20 protein-coding genes are annotated in these 18,003 nt (G+C 43.9%); 8 read left to right on the top strand and 12 right to left on the bottom strand.

Going from position 1 to position 18,003, the window contains the following annotated elements; genetic code table 11:
- The 12 genes from GX756_01045 to recF form a co-directional block, all read right to left on the bottom strand.
- A partial coding sequence (locus GX756_01045; protein ID NLC16455.1) for a methionine adenosyltransferase occupies positions 1-619 on the bottom strand: 619 nt, incomplete at its 3' end.
- Between the two features lie 69 nt (positions 620-688).
- The gene (locus tag GX756_01040; protein ID NLC16454.1) at positions 689-2,122 is read right to left on the bottom strand and encodes a proline--tRNA ligase; all 1,434 of its coding nucleotides are present in this window, start codon (positions 2,120-2,122) and stop codon (positions 689-691) included.
- 28 nt (positions 2,123-2,150) lie between these two features.
- Entirely contained in the window at positions 2,151-2,750 is a 600-nt protein-coding gene (recR, locus tag GX756_01035; GenBank protein NLC16453.1) for a recombination protein RecR, read from the bottom strand.
- A 4-nt stretch (positions 2,751-2,754) separates the two neighbouring features.
- A complete protein-coding gene (locus tag GX756_01030) occupies positions 2,755-3,075 on the bottom strand; it encodes a YbaB/EbfC family nucleoid-associated protein (GenBank protein ID NLC16452.1) in 321 nt (106 codons plus the stop codon).
- A gap of 39 nt (positions 3,076-3,114) precedes the next feature.
- Positions 3,115-4,878, bottom strand: a complete 1,764-nt coding sequence (dnaX, locus tag GX756_01025) for a DNA polymerase III subunit gamma/tau (GenBank protein NLC16451.1) — start codon at positions 4,876-4,878, stop codon at positions 3,115-3,117.
- 2 nt (positions 4,879-4,880) lie between these two features.
- Positions 4,881-5,462, bottom strand: coding sequence for a sigma-70 family RNA polymerase sigma factor (locus tag GX756_01020; protein NLC16450.1), 582 nt, complete (start codon positions 5,460-5,462; stop codon positions 4,881-4,883).
- Positions 5,431-6,159, bottom strand: coding sequence for a 23S rRNA (guanosine(2251)-2'-O)-methyltransferase RlmB (gene rlmB / locus GX756_01015; protein NLC16449.1), 729 nt, complete (start codon positions 6,157-6,159; stop codon positions 5,431-5,433). Before rlmB ends, GX756_01020 begins: the two co-directional genes overlap by 32 nt.
- A 34-nt stretch (positions 6,160-6,193) precedes the next feature.
- Entirely contained in the window at positions 6,194-6,934 is a 741-nt protein-coding gene (locus GX756_01010; GenBank protein NLC16448.1) for an FAD-dependent thymidylate synthase, read from the bottom strand.
- Between the two features lie 11 nt (positions 6,935-6,945).
- Positions 6,946-7,332: a Mini-ribonuclease 3 gene (locus tag GX756_01005; protein ID NLC16447.1), complete on the bottom strand. Its 387-nt coding sequence runs from the start codon at positions 7,330-7,332 to the stop codon at positions 6,946-6,948.
- Positions 7,333-7,504: 172 nt separating this feature from the next.
- Positions 7,505-8,431 (bottom strand): hypothetical protein, encoded by a 927-nt coding sequence (locus GX756_01000; protein ID NLC16446.1) that lies wholly within the window; start codon positions 8,429-8,431, stop codon positions 7,505-7,507.
- 34 nt (positions 8,432-8,465) lie between these two features.
- Entirely contained in the window at positions 8,466-9,215 is a 750-nt protein-coding gene (locus GX756_00995; GenBank protein ID NLC16445.1) for an N-acetylmuramoyl-L-alanine amidase, read from the bottom strand.
- Positions 9,216-9,608: 393 nt separating this feature from the next.
- A complete protein-coding gene (gene recF, locus GX756_00990; GenBank protein NLC16444.1) occupies positions 9,609-10,685 on the bottom strand; it encodes a DNA replication/repair protein RecF in 1,077 nt (358 codons plus the stop codon).
- Between the two features lie 335 nt (positions 10,686-11,020).
- Between recF and dnaN the strand changes: the two genes are divergently transcribed.
- The 8 genes from dnaN (at position 11,021) to mnmE (ending at position 17,403) form a co-directional block, all read left to right on the top strand.
- Positions 11,021-12,124: a DNA polymerase III subunit beta gene (gene dnaN, locus GX756_00985; GenBank protein NLC16443.1), complete on the top strand. Its 1,104-nt coding sequence runs from the start codon at positions 11,021-11,023 to the stop codon at positions 12,122-12,124.
- A gap of 30 nt (positions 12,125-12,154) precedes the next feature.
- On the top strand, positions 12,155-13,078 hold the full coding sequence (locus GX756_00980; GenBank protein ID NLC16442.1) for a hypothetical protein: 924 nt from the start codon (positions 12,155-12,157) through the stop codon (positions 13,076-13,078).
- A gap of 143 nt (positions 13,079-13,221) precedes the next feature.
- Complete coding sequence (gene rpmH / locus GX756_00975) at positions 13,222-13,374, top strand: 50S ribosomal protein L34 (GenBank protein NLC16441.1); 153 nt, start codon at positions 13,222-13,224, stop codon at positions 13,372-13,374.
- Positions 13,375-13,386: 12 nt separating this feature from the next.
- A complete protein-coding gene (gene rnpA, locus GX756_00970) occupies positions 13,387-13,755 on the top strand; it encodes a ribonuclease P protein component (GenBank protein ID NLC16440.1) in 369 nt (122 codons plus the stop codon).
- A 4-nt stretch (positions 13,756-13,759) separates the two neighbouring features.
- Complete coding sequence (yidD, locus tag GX756_00965; GenBank protein NLC16439.1) at positions 13,760-13,999, top strand: membrane protein insertion efficiency factor YidD; 240 nt, start codon at positions 13,760-13,762, stop codon at positions 13,997-13,999.
- On the top strand, positions 13,987-15,177 hold the full coding sequence (gene yidC, locus GX756_00960) for a membrane protein insertase YidC (GenBank protein NLC16438.1): 1,191 nt from the start codon (positions 13,987-13,989) through the stop codon (positions 15,175-15,177). Before yidD ends, yidC begins: the two co-directional genes overlap by 13 nt.
- Before the next feature lie 40 nt (positions 15,178-15,217).
- Positions 15,218-16,015, top strand: coding sequence for a protein jag (locus GX756_00955; GenBank protein NLC16437.1), 798 nt, complete (start codon positions 15,218-15,220; stop codon positions 16,013-16,015).
- 74 nt (positions 16,016-16,089) lie between these two features.
- Positions 16,090-17,403 (top strand): tRNA uridine-5-carboxymethylaminomethyl(34) synthesis GTPase MnmE, encoded by a 1,314-nt coding sequence (gene mnmE, locus GX756_00950; protein ID NLC16436.1) that lies wholly within the window; start codon positions 16,090-16,092, stop codon positions 17,401-17,403.
- Positions 17,404-18,003 lie beyond the last annotated feature (600 nt).

The raw sequence follows: 18,003 nt of genomic DNA, 5'->3' as shown, positions 1-18,003 counted from the left end.
TAGTCTTGGGATCGGCCTGGTCGCTATGCTGCGTGCTTATTAAAACCGAATCCACGCCTATGGGCGTATCGCCTTCGTATATAACGGTAACTTGGGCTTTGCCGTCGGGCCGCAAATACGGCAAGCGTCCGCTTTGGCGATATTCGGCCAAGCCTTTGGTCAAAGCGTGCGCAAGCGCAATGGGCAAGGGCATAAGCTCGGGCGTTTCGCTACAAGCGTATCCAAACACCATGCCTTGATCGCCCGCGCCGATCAAATCCGCTGGGTCGTTGCTTTCTTTATAGTCAATGGAATTTAAAACGCCCATAGCGATATCGGACGATTGCTCGTCTATTGAAGTCAAGACCGCGCAAGAACTATAATCAAAACCGTATCGGGCGTCGGTATAGCCTATTTCTTTTATGGTTTGACGCACGATTTTGGGTATATCCACATAACAATCGGTGGTTATCTCGCCCATTACCAGCACAAGCCCGGTATTGACCGCGACATCGCAAGCCACGCGCGCGTTCGGGTCTTGTTCCAATATGCTATCCAAAACGGCGTCCGAAATCTGATCGCAAATTTTGTCAGGATGACCTATGGTCACGCTTTCCGAGGTAAAAAGTTTGTATCTCATTTATGTTTTATCCCGCATTTTTTACTAAATATTACCATATAAAACCAATGTCCGCAACAACGGCTCGGCTTAATACGCCTTGCCCCAATAAATCTTATATTTGGGCGCCTTGCCGCAAATAGCGCAGCTGTCGCCGCAAGGCGTTTGGTCAAAGGGCATATTGCGCGAGGTTGCTTGGAATTTTTCTTTTACCAAGTCTTCGCAGGCGCTTTGGCCGCACCACATTGTAAGCGCGAAATGGTTGTTTTGGATGGCGTCTTCCAGCTCGTTAAGATTATTAGCCACGGTAATATGCGAGTTAAGGAAATTATAGGCTTTTTCATACATATCAGCTTGGATGGCGTCAAGCAAGGCTTTTATGTCCTGGGCTATTGTGTCCAGCTTTAACTCGGTCTTGATAAGGGTATCGCGCCTAGACACCGTGGCGACGCCGTTTTGTATGTCCCTTGGGCCAATCTCTATCCTTAAAGGCACTCCTTTCATCTCGTATTCGTTAAATTTCCAGCCCGGCGAGGCGTCGCTAACGTCTATCTGCGCCCTTATGCCCAAAGATTTTAACAAACTTAACACTTCGTTGCATTTTTCTAAAACCTCCGGTTTTTTGGCGGCGATTGGTATAATTATCGCCTGGATGGGCGCGACTTTGGGCGGCAACACAAGCCCGCGCTTGTCGCCGTGCACCATAATCAAAGCGCCTATAAGCCGCGTGGTCACGCCCCACGAAGTCTGGTAGGCGAACTTGTGCGTTCCGTCGCGGTCCAAAAATCGTATATTAAACGCTTTGGAAAAGTTTTGTCCCAAATAATGCGAAGTTCCCGCTTGCAAGCTCTTGCCGTCCAGCATCATAGCCTCTATGCTGTAAGTTTCTTGTGCGCCCGCGAATTTTTCTTTCTGGGTCTTTTTGCCCGCCAGCACGGGGATAGCCAATTCTTCTTTCAAAAAAGATTGATAAACCCCAAGCATCTTAAGGGTTTCTTCTTTGGCTTCTTCCTCGCTGGCGTGGACGGTATGGCCTTCCTGCCACAAAAACTCGGAAGTGCGCAAAAAAGGCCGAGTGGTCTTTTCCCACCTGACGATGTTTGCCCATTGGTTGATAAGCACGGGCAAATCCCTGTATGACTGTATCCAGCGCGAATACATATGGCAAATTATGGTCTCCGAAGTGGGACGCACCACCAAGGCCTCCGCCAAAGGCTCTTGGCCTATATGGGTTACCCTTGCCACTTCGGGCGCGAAGCCTTCTACATGCTCGGCTTCTTTTTGTAAAAAGCTTTCGGGTATAAAAAGCGGAAAATACGCGTTTTGATGCCCGGTTTCTTTAATGCGCTTGTCAAGCCCGCTTTGGATAAATTCCCATATCGCGTAGCCGTAAGGCCGTATCACCATTGTGCCTTTTACCGGGCCGTAATCCACCAAACCGGTTTTTAGGATAACATCGGTATACCATTGCGCGAAATCGCTTTCTATATCCGCGATCTCTTTTACAAAATCCTTGTCCGCCATTATATATTCTCCTGTTATGTAATAAATATTATATTTCTTTACGGTTGTTAAGCGCTTGTGTCAAGGTCACCTCGTCGGCGTATTCTATATCGCTTCCCGCCGCTAAGCCTTGCGCCAGGCGCGTGGTCTTGACGCCCAAGGTTTTCAAAAGCTTGGCTATATAAACAGCGGTAGCCTCGCCTTCCACCGTGGGGTTGGTCGCCAAAATGACTTCTTTTATGTTGCCCGCGCTTACTCTTTTTATAAGTTGTTTTATATTGATGTCGTCCGGGCCTTTGGACTGCAACGGGCTTATGTTGCCGTGCAAGACATGATAAACGCCCCCAAAATCCCTGACTTTCTCAAAAGCAAGCACATCTTTTGGCTCGCTTACCACGCAAATTATATCCGATTTCCTATTGGAACATATCCAACATATATCTTTATCCGAGAAATTGCCGCAAATACCGCAATACTTGATTTTTTGCTTGGCTTCCATTAAAGCCTTGGCAAACTCGCCCGCTTCCTCTTGGGTCATATTGTTGATTACGGCGTAAGCGTAGCGCTGTGCCGTCTTATAGCCCACGCCCGGCAACTTGGTAAATTCGTTAATCAGCCTGTCCAAAGGCTCTAACTTTTGGCTTTTCATAACATCAAATCAATCCGCCCAGCATTCCCATCTTTTGCGCGTAAAGCTCGTCGGCTTTGTCAAAGGCCTCGTTAAAGGCCGCCATAATCAAGTCTTCCAGCATTTCCACGTCGTCGGGATCGACCGCTTCGGGTTTTATCTGTATGGATAACAATCTCTTTTTGCCGTTTAGCTTTACGATAACAGCTCCGCCGCCCGAGGCGGCTTCAACTTCGGAATTTTCAATCTCTTCTTGGGCTTTTTGCATTTTTTCTTGCATTTGCTTTGCCTGCCTCATCATCTGCTGCATATTGCCCATTCCGCCAAACCTGCCAAAATTAGCCATATTTTTTACTCCTTTTATTCTTGCCTTACAAAAGGCGTATTATTTGATAATCAACTTGTCTTGGGCCAAATCTTTTAGTTTTTTTATGGTCTGCTCTCTTAACTCGGGCTCGGGCTCGGCCATTACGACCGAAAACTTAATACCGTCCAACAACCCCTCTATTTTTTGTATGCTTTTTGGCTCGCTCAACAGTTTATACGCGTTTTGGTCATAGACCGTTCCTACCAAAGTCCCGTTTTGCAGCCGTATTTTTTCTATACTGTTGGTTACTTGAAAATATAACAACATCTCGCCTTTTTCCCTTAGCTTATATGCCAGCTCGCCCAACGCCTTTTGGGCTTTGCTTGAGGCTGAACTCTCGCCGTCAAAAATATCGTACGGGCCGATAAAATGCCCTTGAACGTTTTGAGGCGGCGCGATGTCTTCTATTGTTATCTCTTGGTCTTTAGAGTCTTGATCGTCCTCTTGCTTATTTTCTTGTTTGTTATCTTTTGGAATATCCTTATCTTTAGCTTCTTCCAAGGTGGTTTTTGGGGCGTCCTGGCCTTTAACTACTTGCCCGGGCGTCTTTTGAATATCCGCTTTATCTTTTTGCGTCTGAGTTTTAGTTTGCTCTTGCGGGATGCCGCTCTTGCGCGTAATATTTTGTTCTTTTTGCGTATTTATTTGGGAAAGCTTTTTTTCCAGCTCGTTTAACCTGGCCAAGACCGCGTTGGGCGTGTTAACAAGCAACCGCGCAGCCTTTATTACCGCGTTTTCCAAGGTAATCCTCGGGTTAAGCCCAAACCTTAGGTCTTGGTCAAGCGCGCTAAATATGTCTATGCAAACGGTAGTTTTGTCCATGTCGGCAAGCGCGCTATGCTCTTGTAATCGCTGGAAAATTTCCTTAGGCAAGCCCAAAATATCGTTTGGGTTTTGGCAGGTCTTGACAACGCCTAAGTTCCTAAAATATGCCGTCAAGTCGCGGGCGATTATGTTCATGCTCTTGCCCGATTCCGCCAAAGAATTGACAATGCCCAAACAATTATTCAAATCGCCTTTTAGGATATTGGCGGCGAGCTCGCCTATTTCTATTATATCCGCGCTGCCCAGCAGCTCCAGCACATCCTCATAAGTTATTTCTTTCGCGCTAAAGCCCGCGCACATATCGGCGATAGACAGCGCGTCGCGCACGCTGCCCATTCCGCTTCTGGCGATAAGCCCTATGGCTTCTTTTGAGGCTTTTATATTTGAGCTATAAAAAACTTGGGATATTATATCGGCAATCTTATCGGTAGGCACCAGCTTAAAATCAAACCGCATGCACCTTGACATAATGGTCGGCGGAATCTTGTGCGGCTCCGTGGTCGCCAATATGAATATCACATAGCTTGGAGGCTCTTCCAAAGTTTTTAACAGCGCGTTATAAGAGCTGTCCGTCAGCATATGCGCCTCGTCCACTATATAGACCTTGTATTTGCTGTTGACGGGCGGGTATTTGACCTGCTCTTTTAACTCCCTTACGGCATCCACCCTATTGCTGCTGGCTCCGTCTATTTCAATGATGTCTATATTGTCGTCTATCTTGCATATATCGCAAACCCCGCAAGGCGAGCCGTTGACATGGCTTAGGCAATTGACGGCGCGCGCGAAAATGCGGGCGATTGTGGTCTTGCCCGTGCCGCGGCTGCCCGTAAACAAATAAGCGTGGCCTATGCGGTCTTTTTTTATCTGGTTGATAAGCGTCCGCTTTATAGCGTCTTGTCCCGCCACTTCATCAAAAGTCTTGGGGCGGTATTTGCGGTATAATGCCGTATATCCCATAACTATCCTAACATTTTTAGTTTTGATTTTATCCGCTGCAATGTGTTGTCCACGGCCTTTGCGCTTTTTTTGATTTTTTCGGCTATCTCGTTATAAGAAAGCCCTTCAAGGTATAGGTTGAGCACTCTCTTTTCCAGCTCGGACAATCTGGTCTTTATCAACTCTTTAATGCTTTGGGCTTGCTCGTCCTTTAACAAAACATCCAGCGGGTTCTGGGCGGTTTGGTCTATTATGTAATCTATAAGCTCTTCGGTATTGTCCAAATCTGTGTTTAGGCTCAATGACTCGTTAAGCAAACGGTGTTTGAGTCTTTGGGATTTTTTTACGGCGGTTTGCATATTGCGTGTTATGCACAAATCGGCAAAAGCCGCAAAACTGCCCTTTTGGGGGTCGTAATCCCTTATGGCCTTATAAAGCCCGATCATCCCTTCTTGGATAAGGTCGTCGTTGTCGCCGCCCACCAAAAAATACGCCCTTGCCAACCTTTTGACCCTGTTTTTGTAGGCGTTCATCAATCGCTCTATAGCGGCGGCGTCGCCCTTTCGCGCTTGCTCAATCAAAATTTCGCTGTCTGATCGCTTCATATATCACAGCTCCGCACGCAACCGAGGCGTTTAGCGAATTGAGTTGGCCGAACATCGGCAATGTTATAATCCCGTCGCAAAGCTTTTTGGTCAATTGCCTGACCCCTGAGTCCTCGCCGCCCACGACAATGCACAAAGCGCCTTTTAAGTCCGTTTGGTAAATATTCTGCCCGCCTGTCTCGGCGGCCAAGACCCTGATGTTTTGCTCTTTTAGGCGGCGGATAGTATCGTTGATATTGGCGACCTTTGCGACTTTGACATGGGAGGCCGCGCCCGCCGAAACTTTTATTACGGTCTCGTTTACGCTTGCCGCGCGGTGTCTTGGGATAATCACCCCATGCGCGCCCGCGCATTCGGCCACCCTCAACACGCTGCCCAAATTATGGGGGTCTTCCACGCCGTCCAAAATAATTATAAGAGGGTCTTGGTTTTGCTCTTGGGCGCTTTGCAGTATATCTTCCACCGCGCTGTATTTATAATCCGTGACATCGGCTATAAAGCCCTGATGCCTTTGGCCTTTGCTCTCTTTGTCCAGAACTTCTTTGTCCAAAAAGACAATCTTGACGCCCTTGCTTTTGGCTAGATTTATAAGCCTATTTGCTTGCGCGTCTTTGAGCCCTTTGGCCACGGCCAACCTTTCTATTGTCAAGTTAGATTTAAGCGCTTCGCTTACCGCGTTTCTGCCTGTTATTTTCAAATTTTACAAATCCTTTTTTTATGGATTATTGCCTTTATTCTTTTGGGATAATCAACGCCTGTTGGCGCAAGCGGACTTCATTTGCCTTGCCGCACGACATCTTGCCTTCCTTGCACGCCCCGCTGACGCAAGATGGTCCGCAAGTTTTAAACAGGTTGGGCGCGACTTTCAAAACCTCCTCAAGCATGCGCCACGCAACTTCCCTTATCTCCCATTGGGCGCGGTTGCAGCATCTCAAAGCAAAAAAGTGCATAAGCTCCCGCGCGTTCATGGTCATAATTAATTTGGTCTCCGCGGCGTTGGGCAACACAAACCTCGAGTCTTCGTTGCCCGCCTCGCCCTCGCCCAGCTTTTGCTGCCAGCCTATATACCAATTATGTATTTGTTCCATTTGGCTATGGTATTCGTCTATGGCCTCTTGCCCCAAAGCCTCAATAGCCGGCGGGATAATATAATTAAAAGTCTTGTCCGCCCCCACATATCTTTGGGACTTTACCGAAAAACTGGCTATCCTGTGTCTTGTGATTTGCGCCAAAAGCGCCCGAGACACACCTTCAAGCGAAAAAGTGAAATTAGCGTGCTCTATGGGCGATAGATGCCCCATTTTGATAAGCAGGTTAATTAACTTGGAAGCGTCTTTTGCTTCCGTATCGGTTTTTAGCATGTCTATGTCCAAATCCGAATAACAAAGCTTAGCCGCAAGTGCCACCGTTTTTTCGGGCTCGGGCGTATATCTTAATAATGTTACCTTAGGTTTTACGCTTTTTACATCCATATATTATATCCTTAGCGCCGATGTATAATCATTGACAACAAATCGTTTAGTCTTTGGGCGTTTTTGGTCAAATATAAATATCCCAAAACCGCCTCAAGCGCGGTCGCCTTTTTGTAATCGGCCAAAGAGGAATTCTTTGCCCAGCTTGTGTTATGGCGGTTGCGCGCGCGCCGCCCCAAATCTTTTTCCTCGTCGGTCAAAAAATCGTATATCCTCTCCCAAGTCCGCGCTTGCGCCGCCGCGCTTATATACGACTTCATTTTGGCATGCAACGCGCCCGAACCTGCTTCGCTATGGCTGACCAGCCATTCCCTCACAGCCAAAGTAAAATACGCGTCGCCTATCCACGCCAGCACCAAAGGGTCGGTCCAAAGCGCGCTTTTTGGGTCAAGTTTCATATTTGTCATTATACCATAACACGAAAAAAAGAACAAAATTTAACGGACTTTATTAAATACTGATTTTTTTATAAAAAGCCTTGGGGTTTTAATACAAGAATTATTATTAAAATACAACAAGACAAGGCTTTTTTGATTGCTATATCATGATTGCCATATCAAAAGATTATTCCTAAAACATATAAGTGGAAACAAAAAATCCTACGCCAAAAGAAAGGGCGTTGGCGGCTAAGGCGTATAATATAGGCTTAATAAAATTAAAAACCGTTTTGCCTTGCGTTTTTTCTATCTTAGGGAAGGCGATAGCGTAAATTATCGCCTCGGCGACAAATACAACAACTTCCAGCATAAAAAACATTATCAAAAAAGCGAGCGCCCCGCTTGTATAGTTTGTAACATTCAAAATAATATTAAGCCCTATTTGGGTGACCAAATTGGTCGCGCCTATTATAAGCTGATGTTTTTTTGAGCCATACCTGAAAGCGAACGCAAGGCCAATCTCAATGGCAATGGTTAAGGCAATCCTGGCCAAAAGGTTAAGGATTTCTTTGGTATGGTCGTAATTTTTTGTCACTTGGGTTATATTGACTTGGACTCCATCGTCCGCCACTTCCACATGATAATAGCTGCTAAAAGCGTATCTTGTATAGCTTTGTTGGCTTGCGACAAACTTGTCATCCTCGGGCAAGTAAATTAACACCTTAAACTCGTATGGCGGATAATATCCCCATTGGAATGGTTGGTTGTTCTTGCATTGAACTATGTATTGCAAAAAATAAAAGCCGTCGCTGTCAACATAGCCGTAAAACTTTTGGCCAATAGCCTCTTTTTGCTCTTCGGACAAATCGGCTATCACATGAAGGGATTTTTCTTCGCCATTATCTTCGTCGTATGCCCGATACGGTCCCGCGCTGCGTTTTTTTGATAGCAAAGTCACATAATATGTCCTATCCTCAAGCCCGCTGAAACTAAGGACAATTTTTGGCTTGGGACCCATATCGGCGCGGACGATATTATTATGGGGAATTTGGCCAAACGAAAAAACAAACGCCAAGAATAAGACCATTAAAAAAGACAATTTTAATCTTTTGCCGCCCAAATTTTAGCCCCTTGTAATTTTTAGGTTATAGCCATTATAACAGATAAAAGTTAAGCCTGCCATAGTTTTCAAAATTTATTATTTGGTAAGGGTCAATATCAAAAAATTTCATAATCCCCAAAGCGATATAATACGCCAGCTTTTGCTGGTATTCGTCGCTGATTAGCAATTGCTCGTCATAGGCGTTGGACAAAAAACCGCACTCCACTATTACTGACGGATAATCCGAACAGTTGACTATGAAATAATCGCCGCTAAGATACAGCCTATCGCAATGCTCAAGGTTAAGCCCCAAAACCTCTTGTATGCATTTAGCCAACTCTTTGCCCCGTTCGTTATCTCTTTCATAAAAAACCTGGGCGCCGCGTTGTTTGGACTGGACAAAATAATTCATATGAATGCTGACTACGGCGTCGGGCTCGGCTTCGCGGATAATGCGCGCGCGCGCTTCCATGTCCCTTTTTTTGCGGTTTTTGGTATGCAGCCCATACAACCCGTTGCCGTTTGTCCGGGTCATTACCACGTCAAAGCCGTATTCCTTTAGGCGCCTTTCCAGTTTTTTTGCCACTTTGAGATTAAGGTCGGCTTCTTTTACCTTGGTGGTTACTCCTGCGACGCCTGCGTCAAAGCCCCCGTGCCCCGCGTCAACCACTATGGTATAGCCCAGCTTGGGCAAGCGCTTGTGCGCCGTCGCCGTGTTTATGGTAATTACGCTGAAGGTTATTAATATTATGGCGGCCAAAAACGCCGCTATGAGATGATTTTTTTTGATAACTGTAAACACTTCGTAAAAAAATTATCTACAAAACCACGGGGTTATCCATAGATATTTATACGAAATTTTGTTCCAAAATGCATAAATAAGTCAAAAATGCATAAATAGGCATGGTTTTATCCACTTATCCACATAGTTATCCACAACTTATTGGATAAACCCCTGATTAATGTAGAATTCCTTATTAGATATTAACAATAGATATTCAGATGTTGTATGAAATATGCTCCAATCCACATTTTCAATTATATGGGCGCATAAAAAAATTGCAAAATATCAACTTATTTTGTCAATATAAAAAAATGCGCTGTAAATTTACGCATAAATAATTTTGCTATTTATATTTATAATCAAGATGCAAAATCGGCCCAAAAAAACCTTAAAGAAAGCGCGTTTTTAAATTTATTTTCTAAAAATTTGTCCCGATTTTACTTCAAAGACGGTGGCTTTTATATCCTCGTCAAAATGCGCGCTGGTGATAAAGGTTTGTATATTTTTTATTCTTTCCATTAATCTCAGCCTGCGTATTTTGTCGAGTTCGCTGAAAACATCGTCAAGTATCAAAATCGGGCTTTCTTTTGACAAGCTGCTAAAGATTTCAAGTTCGGCCAATTTTAACGCCAGCGCCGCGGTGCGCTGCTGGCCTTGCGAGCCGAAAGAGCGGATATCCACGCCGTTGACTGTCAGCGCTATGTCGTCTTTGTGGATTCCCGCATTTGTGTAGCCTCTTTCTATATCGTAGTCCAATTCGTTTTTTAGGCGGCCTAAAAAGGTTTGCTTGATTTGGTCGGGGCTTTGGCCCTTAAACCCTTCGTATTCAATTTCCAACTTTTCTTGGCCGTCCGTAAGATAGCTTTGGGCCTTGCGGGCAAAGCGGGCAAGCCGCGCGACAAATTCTTGCCTTTTGTAAGCCACTTGCGCGCCGCATTCGGCGAGCTGTTCGTCCCAAATATCCACGGTTTCTTTGAGATGTTTTTTGGATTTTAACAGCTTGTTCCTTTGGGATAGGATTTTGTTGTATCTCGTTAGATTATAAAAATAACTTCTTGACAGCTGGCTCAAATCAATATCCAAAAACCGCCTGCGGTCTGCGGGTGCCTCCTTGACTATTTTTAACTCGTCGGGCGAAAAAAATATGGCCTTGACAGTTCCCATAAGCTCGGCAATTTTTTTGACCGGGATGCCGTTGACGCTTATGCGTCGGTTTTCCGTTCGCGTCAGATAGGCCTCTATCTTGACTTTGCCCGTTTTTTTGACGGCGTCTATGCGCAAGTAGGCCTGTTGCTCGCCGTGTTTTATAAGCTCTTTTTCGCGGGGCGTTCTGGGGGACTTGCCCACGCAAAGATAATAAACGGCCTCTACCAAATTGGTTTTGCCTTGGGCGTTTTGTCCTATCAGCAAGTTGGCAGTCGGAGCGGGGTTTATTTGCGCCCAAGCGTAGTTTCTGAAGTTTTTTAACACGATCTTTTCTATATGCATTACATTGTAATTTTAACATATCTTGGCCCAAAAAGCCTAAAAACTTTATTATTAAACACTCGCGTCGGCTGTTTTATGTTTTAACAAAGTTTACCCTTGCGGCTAATAATATAACGCTTATAAAGACGCGCGCTTTAAAAAAGAAAAAACATTTTGTCCGCGATATTTGGATATTTTTTGCGACCTTTAATTAAAAATAAATACATACCGCTTTTTAAGATAAATCATTTTATCCTTAATTATTACAGCCGTTTTTTTGGCCATTTTTATTTAATTGTCCCGAGGGTGTTATTATGGTATAATAAAGTGGAAAAATTTAACGGAGACAATGTTATATGAAAGTTATATGCAACGGTCTTGATTTGGCGCAAGCCGTTATGAAGGTTTCCAAGGCGCTCAGCCAAAGAACGCCTAATCCCATTTTAGAGAATATCAAACTCACGGCGCAAAACGACACCCTCAGGCTTATAGCCACAGATTTGGATCTGACCATAGAAGACACTATACGCGCCGATGTTGAGATGGAAGGCGAGACTTTGGTTAACGGCAGGTTTTTTGCCGAATACACGCGCAAGATGACCGAAGGGCAGATTGAGTTAAACCTTGCCGACGGCAACCTTTTTAAAATCAGATATCAGGACTCGGCAAGCGATGTGAGGACTCAAAACGTGGACGAGTATCCCGCGATCCATGAAATAGACCAATCCATTTTCTTTTCAATGCCCCAAAAAGAATTCAGGGACTTAATTAGCAAAGTGGTCTTTAGCGTGGCGGACGACGATGTGCGCCCGATTTTGCAAGGCGTTTTGTTTGAGATAGAAGACAAGACCATAACGGCCGTGGCGTTGGACGGATACAGGCTGGCAAGATGCCAAAAAAGTTTAAATGACGCCAGCGCTTCCATGTCCATGATTGTGCCCGCGCGCAGTTTGGAAGAAGTGGTCAAATTGCTGGACGACAAAAACCCAACGGTAACGGTTTTCCGCCAGCGCAATTTGTTAAAAATTGATATAGGAAGCGCCAAGGTAATGACCAGACTGTTAGAGGGAGATTTTATTAACTACAAGCAGATTTTGCCGACAGAATTCCTTACCGAAGTCACGGTCAATAAAAAACAATTTGAAGACAGCTTAGAAAGGGCTTCGCTTTTGACAAGACATACCAAGTCAAACCAAGTTAGATTGGATCTAAAAGGCGCGGTAATGCAGATAAGCTCGGACGCGGACTTTGCCTCTATCAACGAAAGGGTCGCTATAAAGCTAGAAGGAAAAGATATATTTATCGCGTTTAATGTTAGGTTTTTGACCGAGGCGCTAAAAGCTATCAACGAGGATTTTGTAAAAATCAAGTTCAACAAACCCGAAAGCCCTTGCGTCATAACCTCGGTAGGCGAAGGCGATTATTTGTTTTTGATTTTGCCTATACGCGTCAAGGGTTAAACCCAATAATATTTTGTTATAGGGAAAAACATGGCCAAAGATATATTATCCAAGCGGCAGCGCCGCAAAAGCGCGCGCAGAAGGCTGAGAAAAATAAAAAGGGAATTGCCGCGCACGGCGTTTATTACCAAAATTGTGTTTTCCTTGCTCCAATTGTCCATATTGATAATTTTGGTCGCGTCTATTGTCAATATGTTTTTAAAACCCGACGATATTGAGCATAGCATTTTTCATGTCGGGCTGTGCGCGATAGGGCTGGTCACTATCAACATACCGGCTTTTATACAGCGCAAGTTTAAGATTTATATACCGTCGGTCTTGCAGCTTGTGGCTGTTTTGTTGATATACGCCCATTTTATATTGGGCGAGATTTTTAGGGCTTATGACCATTTGGCGTGGTTTGACAAGACATTGCATGTACTTAACGGGCTGGCGTTCGCGCTGCTTGGTTTTTCCATGGTCAATATTCTAAATAACAGCTACGACCATCACAAAAGACTGTCGCCCTTTTTTGTGTCGTTGTTTTCTTTTTGTTTTTCGCTGGCGGCAAGCTATGTTTGGGAATTGCTGGAATTTTCAATAGACTCAATCTTTGGGATTAATATGCAGCGCTGGCAAGACGGCTTGGTCGGCACGGGAAGCGGCGTTAACGCGACCACTCAGGGCACGGGCTTGATAGACACCATGATTGACATGCTTGTCATGCTGGCTGGCGGGGCGTTTGTGAGCATATTAGGATATATATCGCTTAAGACCAAAAAGGACTTGTTTAATAAGCTGCTGCTTCACAGGATATCGGATTATGAAATAGCGCGCAAAAAAGCCATAGAAGAGAATAATATTGAGCTGTTGATGGCTATTGAAGACATACACGACGAAGACATATATTCTTTGGAAAAAGACCAGGCCATAAATATACCAATACCCGACAAAACGGCGGCCAAAAGCCCTTAAATTTTTGGAAGCGTTTTATTGGTTTTGCGACAAAATTATTATATAATTTTTTAGCGCTTAACGGCGCTTGACTAGCTTTTGGAATGCCTATATAATAGCCTTTGTGGTAAAATAAAAAATATTATTTTAAGAGAGGATTATAAATGAAAAGGACTTATCAACCCAAAAAGCGCGCCCGTCTAAAAGTCCATGGTTTTAGAATAAGAATGAAAAGCGCCGGCGGAAGGCGCGTGCTAAAAAGAAGGCGCCTAAAGGGCAGAAAACAGCTAGCGCCCGCGCCGCTTGGCAAAAAGTAGTGTGTGTTTTTGATGCTTAGCAAGAGATATCGTTTGACAAAAGACTTTCAATTCCGTTATGTATACCGCAACGGTCAGAGCGTAAGGACAAAAGCCGTAAGTTTGTTCTTTGTCAAGTCCAAGCATCCCGGGCTTAAAATTGGTATTTCTGTAAGCAACAAAATTGGAAAAGCTTGTTTTAGAAATCGCATAAAGCGCCGCATTAGAGAAAGCGTCAGGGCCAACCTTGACAAGATGTTCAAAGGTTATAATTACGTTTTTGTTGCCAATAATAATTTTGATTTTATTAATTCGGACTATTCTACGATTTTAAATTATATTGAGCAGGCGGTAGAACAAGCTAATTTGATTATTAACGCATCTAAACAAAAAACTCTTTAGGCGTATGAAATGGATTTTAATAAGTTTGGTCAGGTTTTATAAAATCGCGATCTCGCCGTTATTGCCCAAAGCTTGTATTTACACGCCCACTTGCTCGTCTTATATGATAGAAGCTATAAAAAAATTTGGTATTCGGGGCGTATTTTTGGGGATAAGAAGAATATTAAGATGCGCGCCTTGGAAAAAGGGAGGATTTGACCCCGTGCCCGACAATCCCAAAGGAGATATGAAATGGTTAATGTGATTTCCGAATTTTTTATGACTACGTTTTGGAAATGGATTTTGATTGATGTTTTGGGATTTATTCAAAACTATGGCTGGCGTGTAATTTTTTTGACTGTAGCTATAAAATTGATATTATCCCCTTTGGATTTTTTCAATAGAAAAAAGACGATAGACAACGCGCGCATAATGGAAAAGATGCAGCCTGAATTGGACAAGCTGTCCAAGCAGTTCGCCAACGACCCGTCCGAGCTTTATAAAAGGCGCAGCGCGTTGTATAAAAAATACGGATACGGGATGTTTTCTTCCTGTCTTTCGGCGCTGGTCACGCTGTTTATTTTCTTGACATTAATTTGGGGTTATACGGGAACTTCCCAAGTCCTTAACGACCAAAGGTATGAAAAATTGCATGAAGTATATACTACCTATGTAGAAAGCCCCGACGACGAGCAAAAAGTCGCCCAAGCCAACGCGGCTAACGACGAATGGATAGAATTCCAGATTTCTTTATTGCCGGACTCTGAAAAAAAAGACAAGGCCGACCAAGAGATTATCAAAGCCTTGGAACAAAAATTGGGCTTTGCGGGGATTGAAAGGGGAGACAATATTTTTACGCTGGATAATATAAAATCAAGCGACCAAAAATTGCGGCAATACGAAGAGGTCACCAAATATATAGCGCAAAAATTAGTTTATGACGAATACGAAACGCATGGCAAAGATTCGTTTTTGTGGATAAAAAACATATGGCGGCCTGATACTTGGCACAACCCTATCCATAGCCAAGCCGAGTTTTATAGCCTGACCAAAATCAGCGAGGACGCCAAAGCGGATTATAATACGGTAATGGCCGTAATACAATATAAATATAAGGGACAGTGGAACGGCTATCTAATATTGGTGGTTTTGTCGGTGGGGTTAAACATCCTAAACACATATATGACCATGCGCCAGCAAAAAGCCAACGAGGATCCTACCCAACAAGGCGCTATGGGGTCTATGAAGATATTGATGTTTGTTATGCCTTTTATGATAGCTATGTTTGCGCTGTCGCAGACATCGGCGTTTACCCTGTATATGGCGGTCAACTCTTTGATGACTTTGATAATCAATCTTATCTCAATCGGGATATTAAAATTAATGGATAAAAGACGGCAAGAGCGGGAATCATCGCCATACAGGCGCAGGGTTGTAAAATAAATCAAAAATAACTATTCTTTAAAAAGATAGAGGTAAAAATATGAAAAGTGTGGAAGTGCAGGAAAAAACGGTAGAATTGGCTATTGAAAAAGGCCTGCAGCAGCTAGGTTGTTCTATTGATAAGGTGGAGACCGAGGTTTTGTCTGCCGGCGGACTTTTTACCAAAGCCAAAGTGAGATTAATCAAAAAAGATACGGTAGGAGAAAAAGCGCAAAGTTATTTGGAAGGGTTTTTTAAGATAATTAGGCTTGGGGCGCTTATTGATGTGGAAGAAAACGACGAAGAGGCCGTGTTAAACATCGTGGGGACGGATTTGTCTTTGCTGTATGAAAACAACGGCGAAGTTTTTGACGCGTTGCAGTATTTGACGGCGCTGTCGGCCAATAAGGACAGCCTGGAATACAAAAGAGTGGTGCTGGAGAGCGAAGACTTTAGGGCGCGCCGCGAGGAGGAGCTGCAAGAATACGCTCAGGCCATGGCGCAAAAAGCCGTAAAGACCAATAGGCGAATCAAGCTTGAGCCTATGAACCCTTACAAAAGAAGGGTAATCCACACCAAGCTGCAAAGCTTTCCAGGAGTTACCACCCACAGCGAGGGCGATGAGCCGTATAGGGCGATAGTCATAACCCCCACCAATTCCCGACCTAAATTTAACCGAAAACCTAACCGCAGAAAAAACAACAATAGAAAGAATTATAAAAATGGCCAACAAGGCGGCAAAAACTACGGCGCCAAATCGCGCCCGGGCGCGGGCGGTTTTAACGGCTCAAGGACCCAGAAGCCAAGCGGCTTTACGACAGGCACGCTAATAAAACGGAATTCTTTTGAGAGTGAATAATTTTTCTTGAAAGAAGGCTTTTCGCAAAAAAGGAAAGCCTTTTTTAAAAACTGTTTTTAGGGTATAATTTGGGTATGGGAACTATTTGCGCGATATCCACGCCCATAGGCACGGGAGGAATATCCATTATCAGAATGAGCGGCGAACAATCTTTGGAAATAGCCCAAAAGATGTTCTCGCCCTATCGCGTCAAATGGCAAGACATAGAGCCGCGCAAGATGTATTTGGGCAAGGTCAAGACCAAAAATTTTGCGGACCAGGCCTTGTTTGTCTATTTTAAAGCGCCCAATTCTTACACGGGCGAAGATTTGGTGGAATTCCATTTGCACGGCGGCAACGCTTTGACATTGGGCGTGCTCAGCCAATGCTTGTATTTGGGCGCGCAGATGGCCGAGCCGGGCGAGTTTACCAAGCGCGGTTTTCTAAACGGCAAGATTAGCTTAAGTTCGGCCGAAGGCGTTATAGAAATGATAAACGCCCAAAGCGAAGCCCAGGTCAACGCGGGCTATAAATTATTGGAAGGCGCGCTCAATAAAAAGTGCGTAAAGATGCAGGACGAGATTACCGATATACTGGCAGAGCTGGAGGCGGCGATAGACTATCCCGAAGAGGACTTGGAGACCATGGCTTTGGACGAGGCCAAAAGACGCGTCAAGGGGTTTTTGGACATTTTAAAAAAACTTAAAGACACCCAAAACACCGCCAGGTTTGTCAAAGACGGCATAAGAATCGCCATAGCCGGCAAGCCCAATGTGGGCAAGTCCAGCCTCCTGAACGCGCTTATTGAATACGACCGCGCCATAGTAACCGATATTCCGGGCACGACCCGCGACACCATTGACGAGGTTTTTTCTTATAAGGGCGTCAATTTTATACTGACCGATACGGCGGGATTGCGCCGAGCCGACGACACTATTGAAAAATTGGGCATAGAGCGCTCTTACAAGAGCATTAAGGGCGCGGATGTGGTTTTGTTTTTGATTGACAACACATTCTCGGAAGAGGACCAAAAATTATTAAACCAAATCCAAAAGAAAAACATAATTATAGTCAAAAACAAATCGGATATTTCGTCCGGGCTCAACGGCGCCGATATTTTGATAAGCGCCAAAACCGGCGAAGGCATAGAAGAGCTAAAAGAAAAAATTTATAATATGTTTATTGACCGCAAGATTATAAGCGGCGGCTTGATGCTGACTCATTCTAGGCATATCGCCGCGGTCAATAGAGCGTATGACAGTCTAAAAAACGCGCTTAAAGCCGATCAGCCCGATCTGATGGCTATTGATCTAAAAGAGGCTTGGCAGGCCTTGGGCGAGATAACGGGCGCGACAGTTAGCGAAGCCATTATTGACAGAATCTTTGAAAAGTTTTGCTTGGGCAAGTGACAAGGTTTTTTAAAAAGCGTTAAAATAAAAAATATTAGGCAAGATATGGGCATTGCCGCAAGCAAGCTATTATAGATAGAATCTTGGAAAGTTTTGTTTGCAAGCGATAAAATTTTTTAAAAGTATTAATAAATAATAATTTTTTAATAAGGCTTTATAAGATTTATAGCCGTTTTGCCCTTGCTAATAGATTTAAAAGAAAAGTTTTTAATAAATTTAGCTTTGAAAAATCAAATCAAAATATAAATATACGACTCGGCTTTTTCTTTTCAATCAAGTAAACTTCGCCATTGAAATGTCAAATCAAAATATATACGACCCATATACGCCTATATGCAATTACTCCAAGCCCAAAACATCAAATTTTAAAATAAAAACATAAGACCCGCGCGGCGTTGATAACTTAACATAAAGTCTTTTTTATAATTTTTGGGCTTGTCTTATATTTTAGTTAATAGGTTAATGCCCAACAGTTTTTAGATTATTTTATAATGTTACTCTATAAGTTTTTGGCAAAATTGATTTTGATTTAGCAAATTAAAGGCCTTTGCGTGAACAAAAGGCAAAATAAATAGCTAATGCCCTCAATAACCCGAAAAC

Source organism: Clostridiales bacterium, from assembly GCA_012512255.1.
Classification (GTDB): Bacteria; Bacillota; Clostridia; order Christensenellales; family DUVY01; genus DUVY01.
The sequence above is the reverse complement of the archived record's forward strand: the minus strand, read 5'-3'. Positions and strand labels throughout refer to the sequence as shown.

Excerpts from the sequence above, each read along its gene's own strand:
- rnpA (NLC16440.1), top strand. The coding sequence starts at position 13,387 with ATGCTTAGCAAGAGATATCGTTTGACAAAAGACTTTCAATTCCGTTAT.
- yidD (NLC16439.1), top strand. The coding sequence starts at position 13,760 with ATGAAATGGATTTTAATAAGTTTGGTCAGGTTTTATAAAATCGCGATC.
- GX756_01010 (NLC16448.1), bottom strand. The coding sequence starts at position 6,934 with ATGGATGTAAAAAGCGTAAAACCTAAGGTAACATTATTAAGATATACG.
- GX756_01030 (NLC16452.1), bottom strand. The coding sequence starts at position 3,075 with ATGGCTAATTTTGGCAGGTTTGGCGGAATGGGCAATATGCAGCAGATG.
- rpmH (NLC16441.1), top strand. The coding sequence starts at position 13,222 with ATGAAAAGGACTTATCAACCCAAAAAGCGCGCCCGTCTAAAAGTCCAT.
- yidC (NLC16438.1), top strand. The coding sequence starts at position 13,987 with ATGGTTAATGTGATTTCCGAATTTTTTATGACTACGTTTTGGAAATGG.
- recR (NLC16453.1), bottom strand. The coding sequence starts at position 2,750 with ATGAAAAGCCAAAAGTTAGAGCCTTTGGACAGGCTGATTAACGAATTT.
- recF (NLC16444.1), bottom strand. The coding sequence starts at position 10,685 with ATGCATATAGAAAAGATCGTGTTAAAAAACTTCAGAAACTACGCTTGG.
- dnaN (NLC16443.1), top strand. The coding sequence starts at position 11,021 with ATGAAAGTTATATGCAACGGTCTTGATTTGGCGCAAGCCGTTATGAAG.
- GX756_01005 (NLC16447.1), bottom strand. The coding sequence starts at position 7,332 with ATGAAACTTGACCCAAAAAGCGCGCTTTGGACCGACCCTTTGGTGCTG.
- GX756_01020 (NLC16450.1), bottom strand. The coding sequence starts at position 5,462 with ATGAAGCGATCAGACAGCGAAATTTTGATTGAGCAAGCGCGAAAGGGC.
- GX756_01040 (NLC16454.1), bottom strand. The coding sequence starts at position 2,122 with ATGGCGGACAAGGATTTTGTAAAAGAGATCGCGGATATAGAAAGCGAT.
- GX756_00980 (NLC16442.1), top strand. The coding sequence starts at position 12,155 with ATGGCCAAAGATATATTATCCAAGCGGCAGCGCCGCAAAAGCGCGCGC.
- mnmE (NLC16436.1), top strand. The coding sequence starts at position 16,090 with ATGGGAACTATTTGCGCGATATCCACGCCCATAGGCACGGGAGGAATA.
- GX756_00955 (NLC16437.1), top strand. The coding sequence starts at position 15,218 with ATGAAAAGTGTGGAAGTGCAGGAAAAAACGGTAGAATTGGCTATTGAA.
- dnaX (NLC16451.1), bottom strand. The coding sequence starts at position 4,878 with ATGGGATATACGGCATTATACCGCAAATACCGCCCCAAGACTTTTGAT.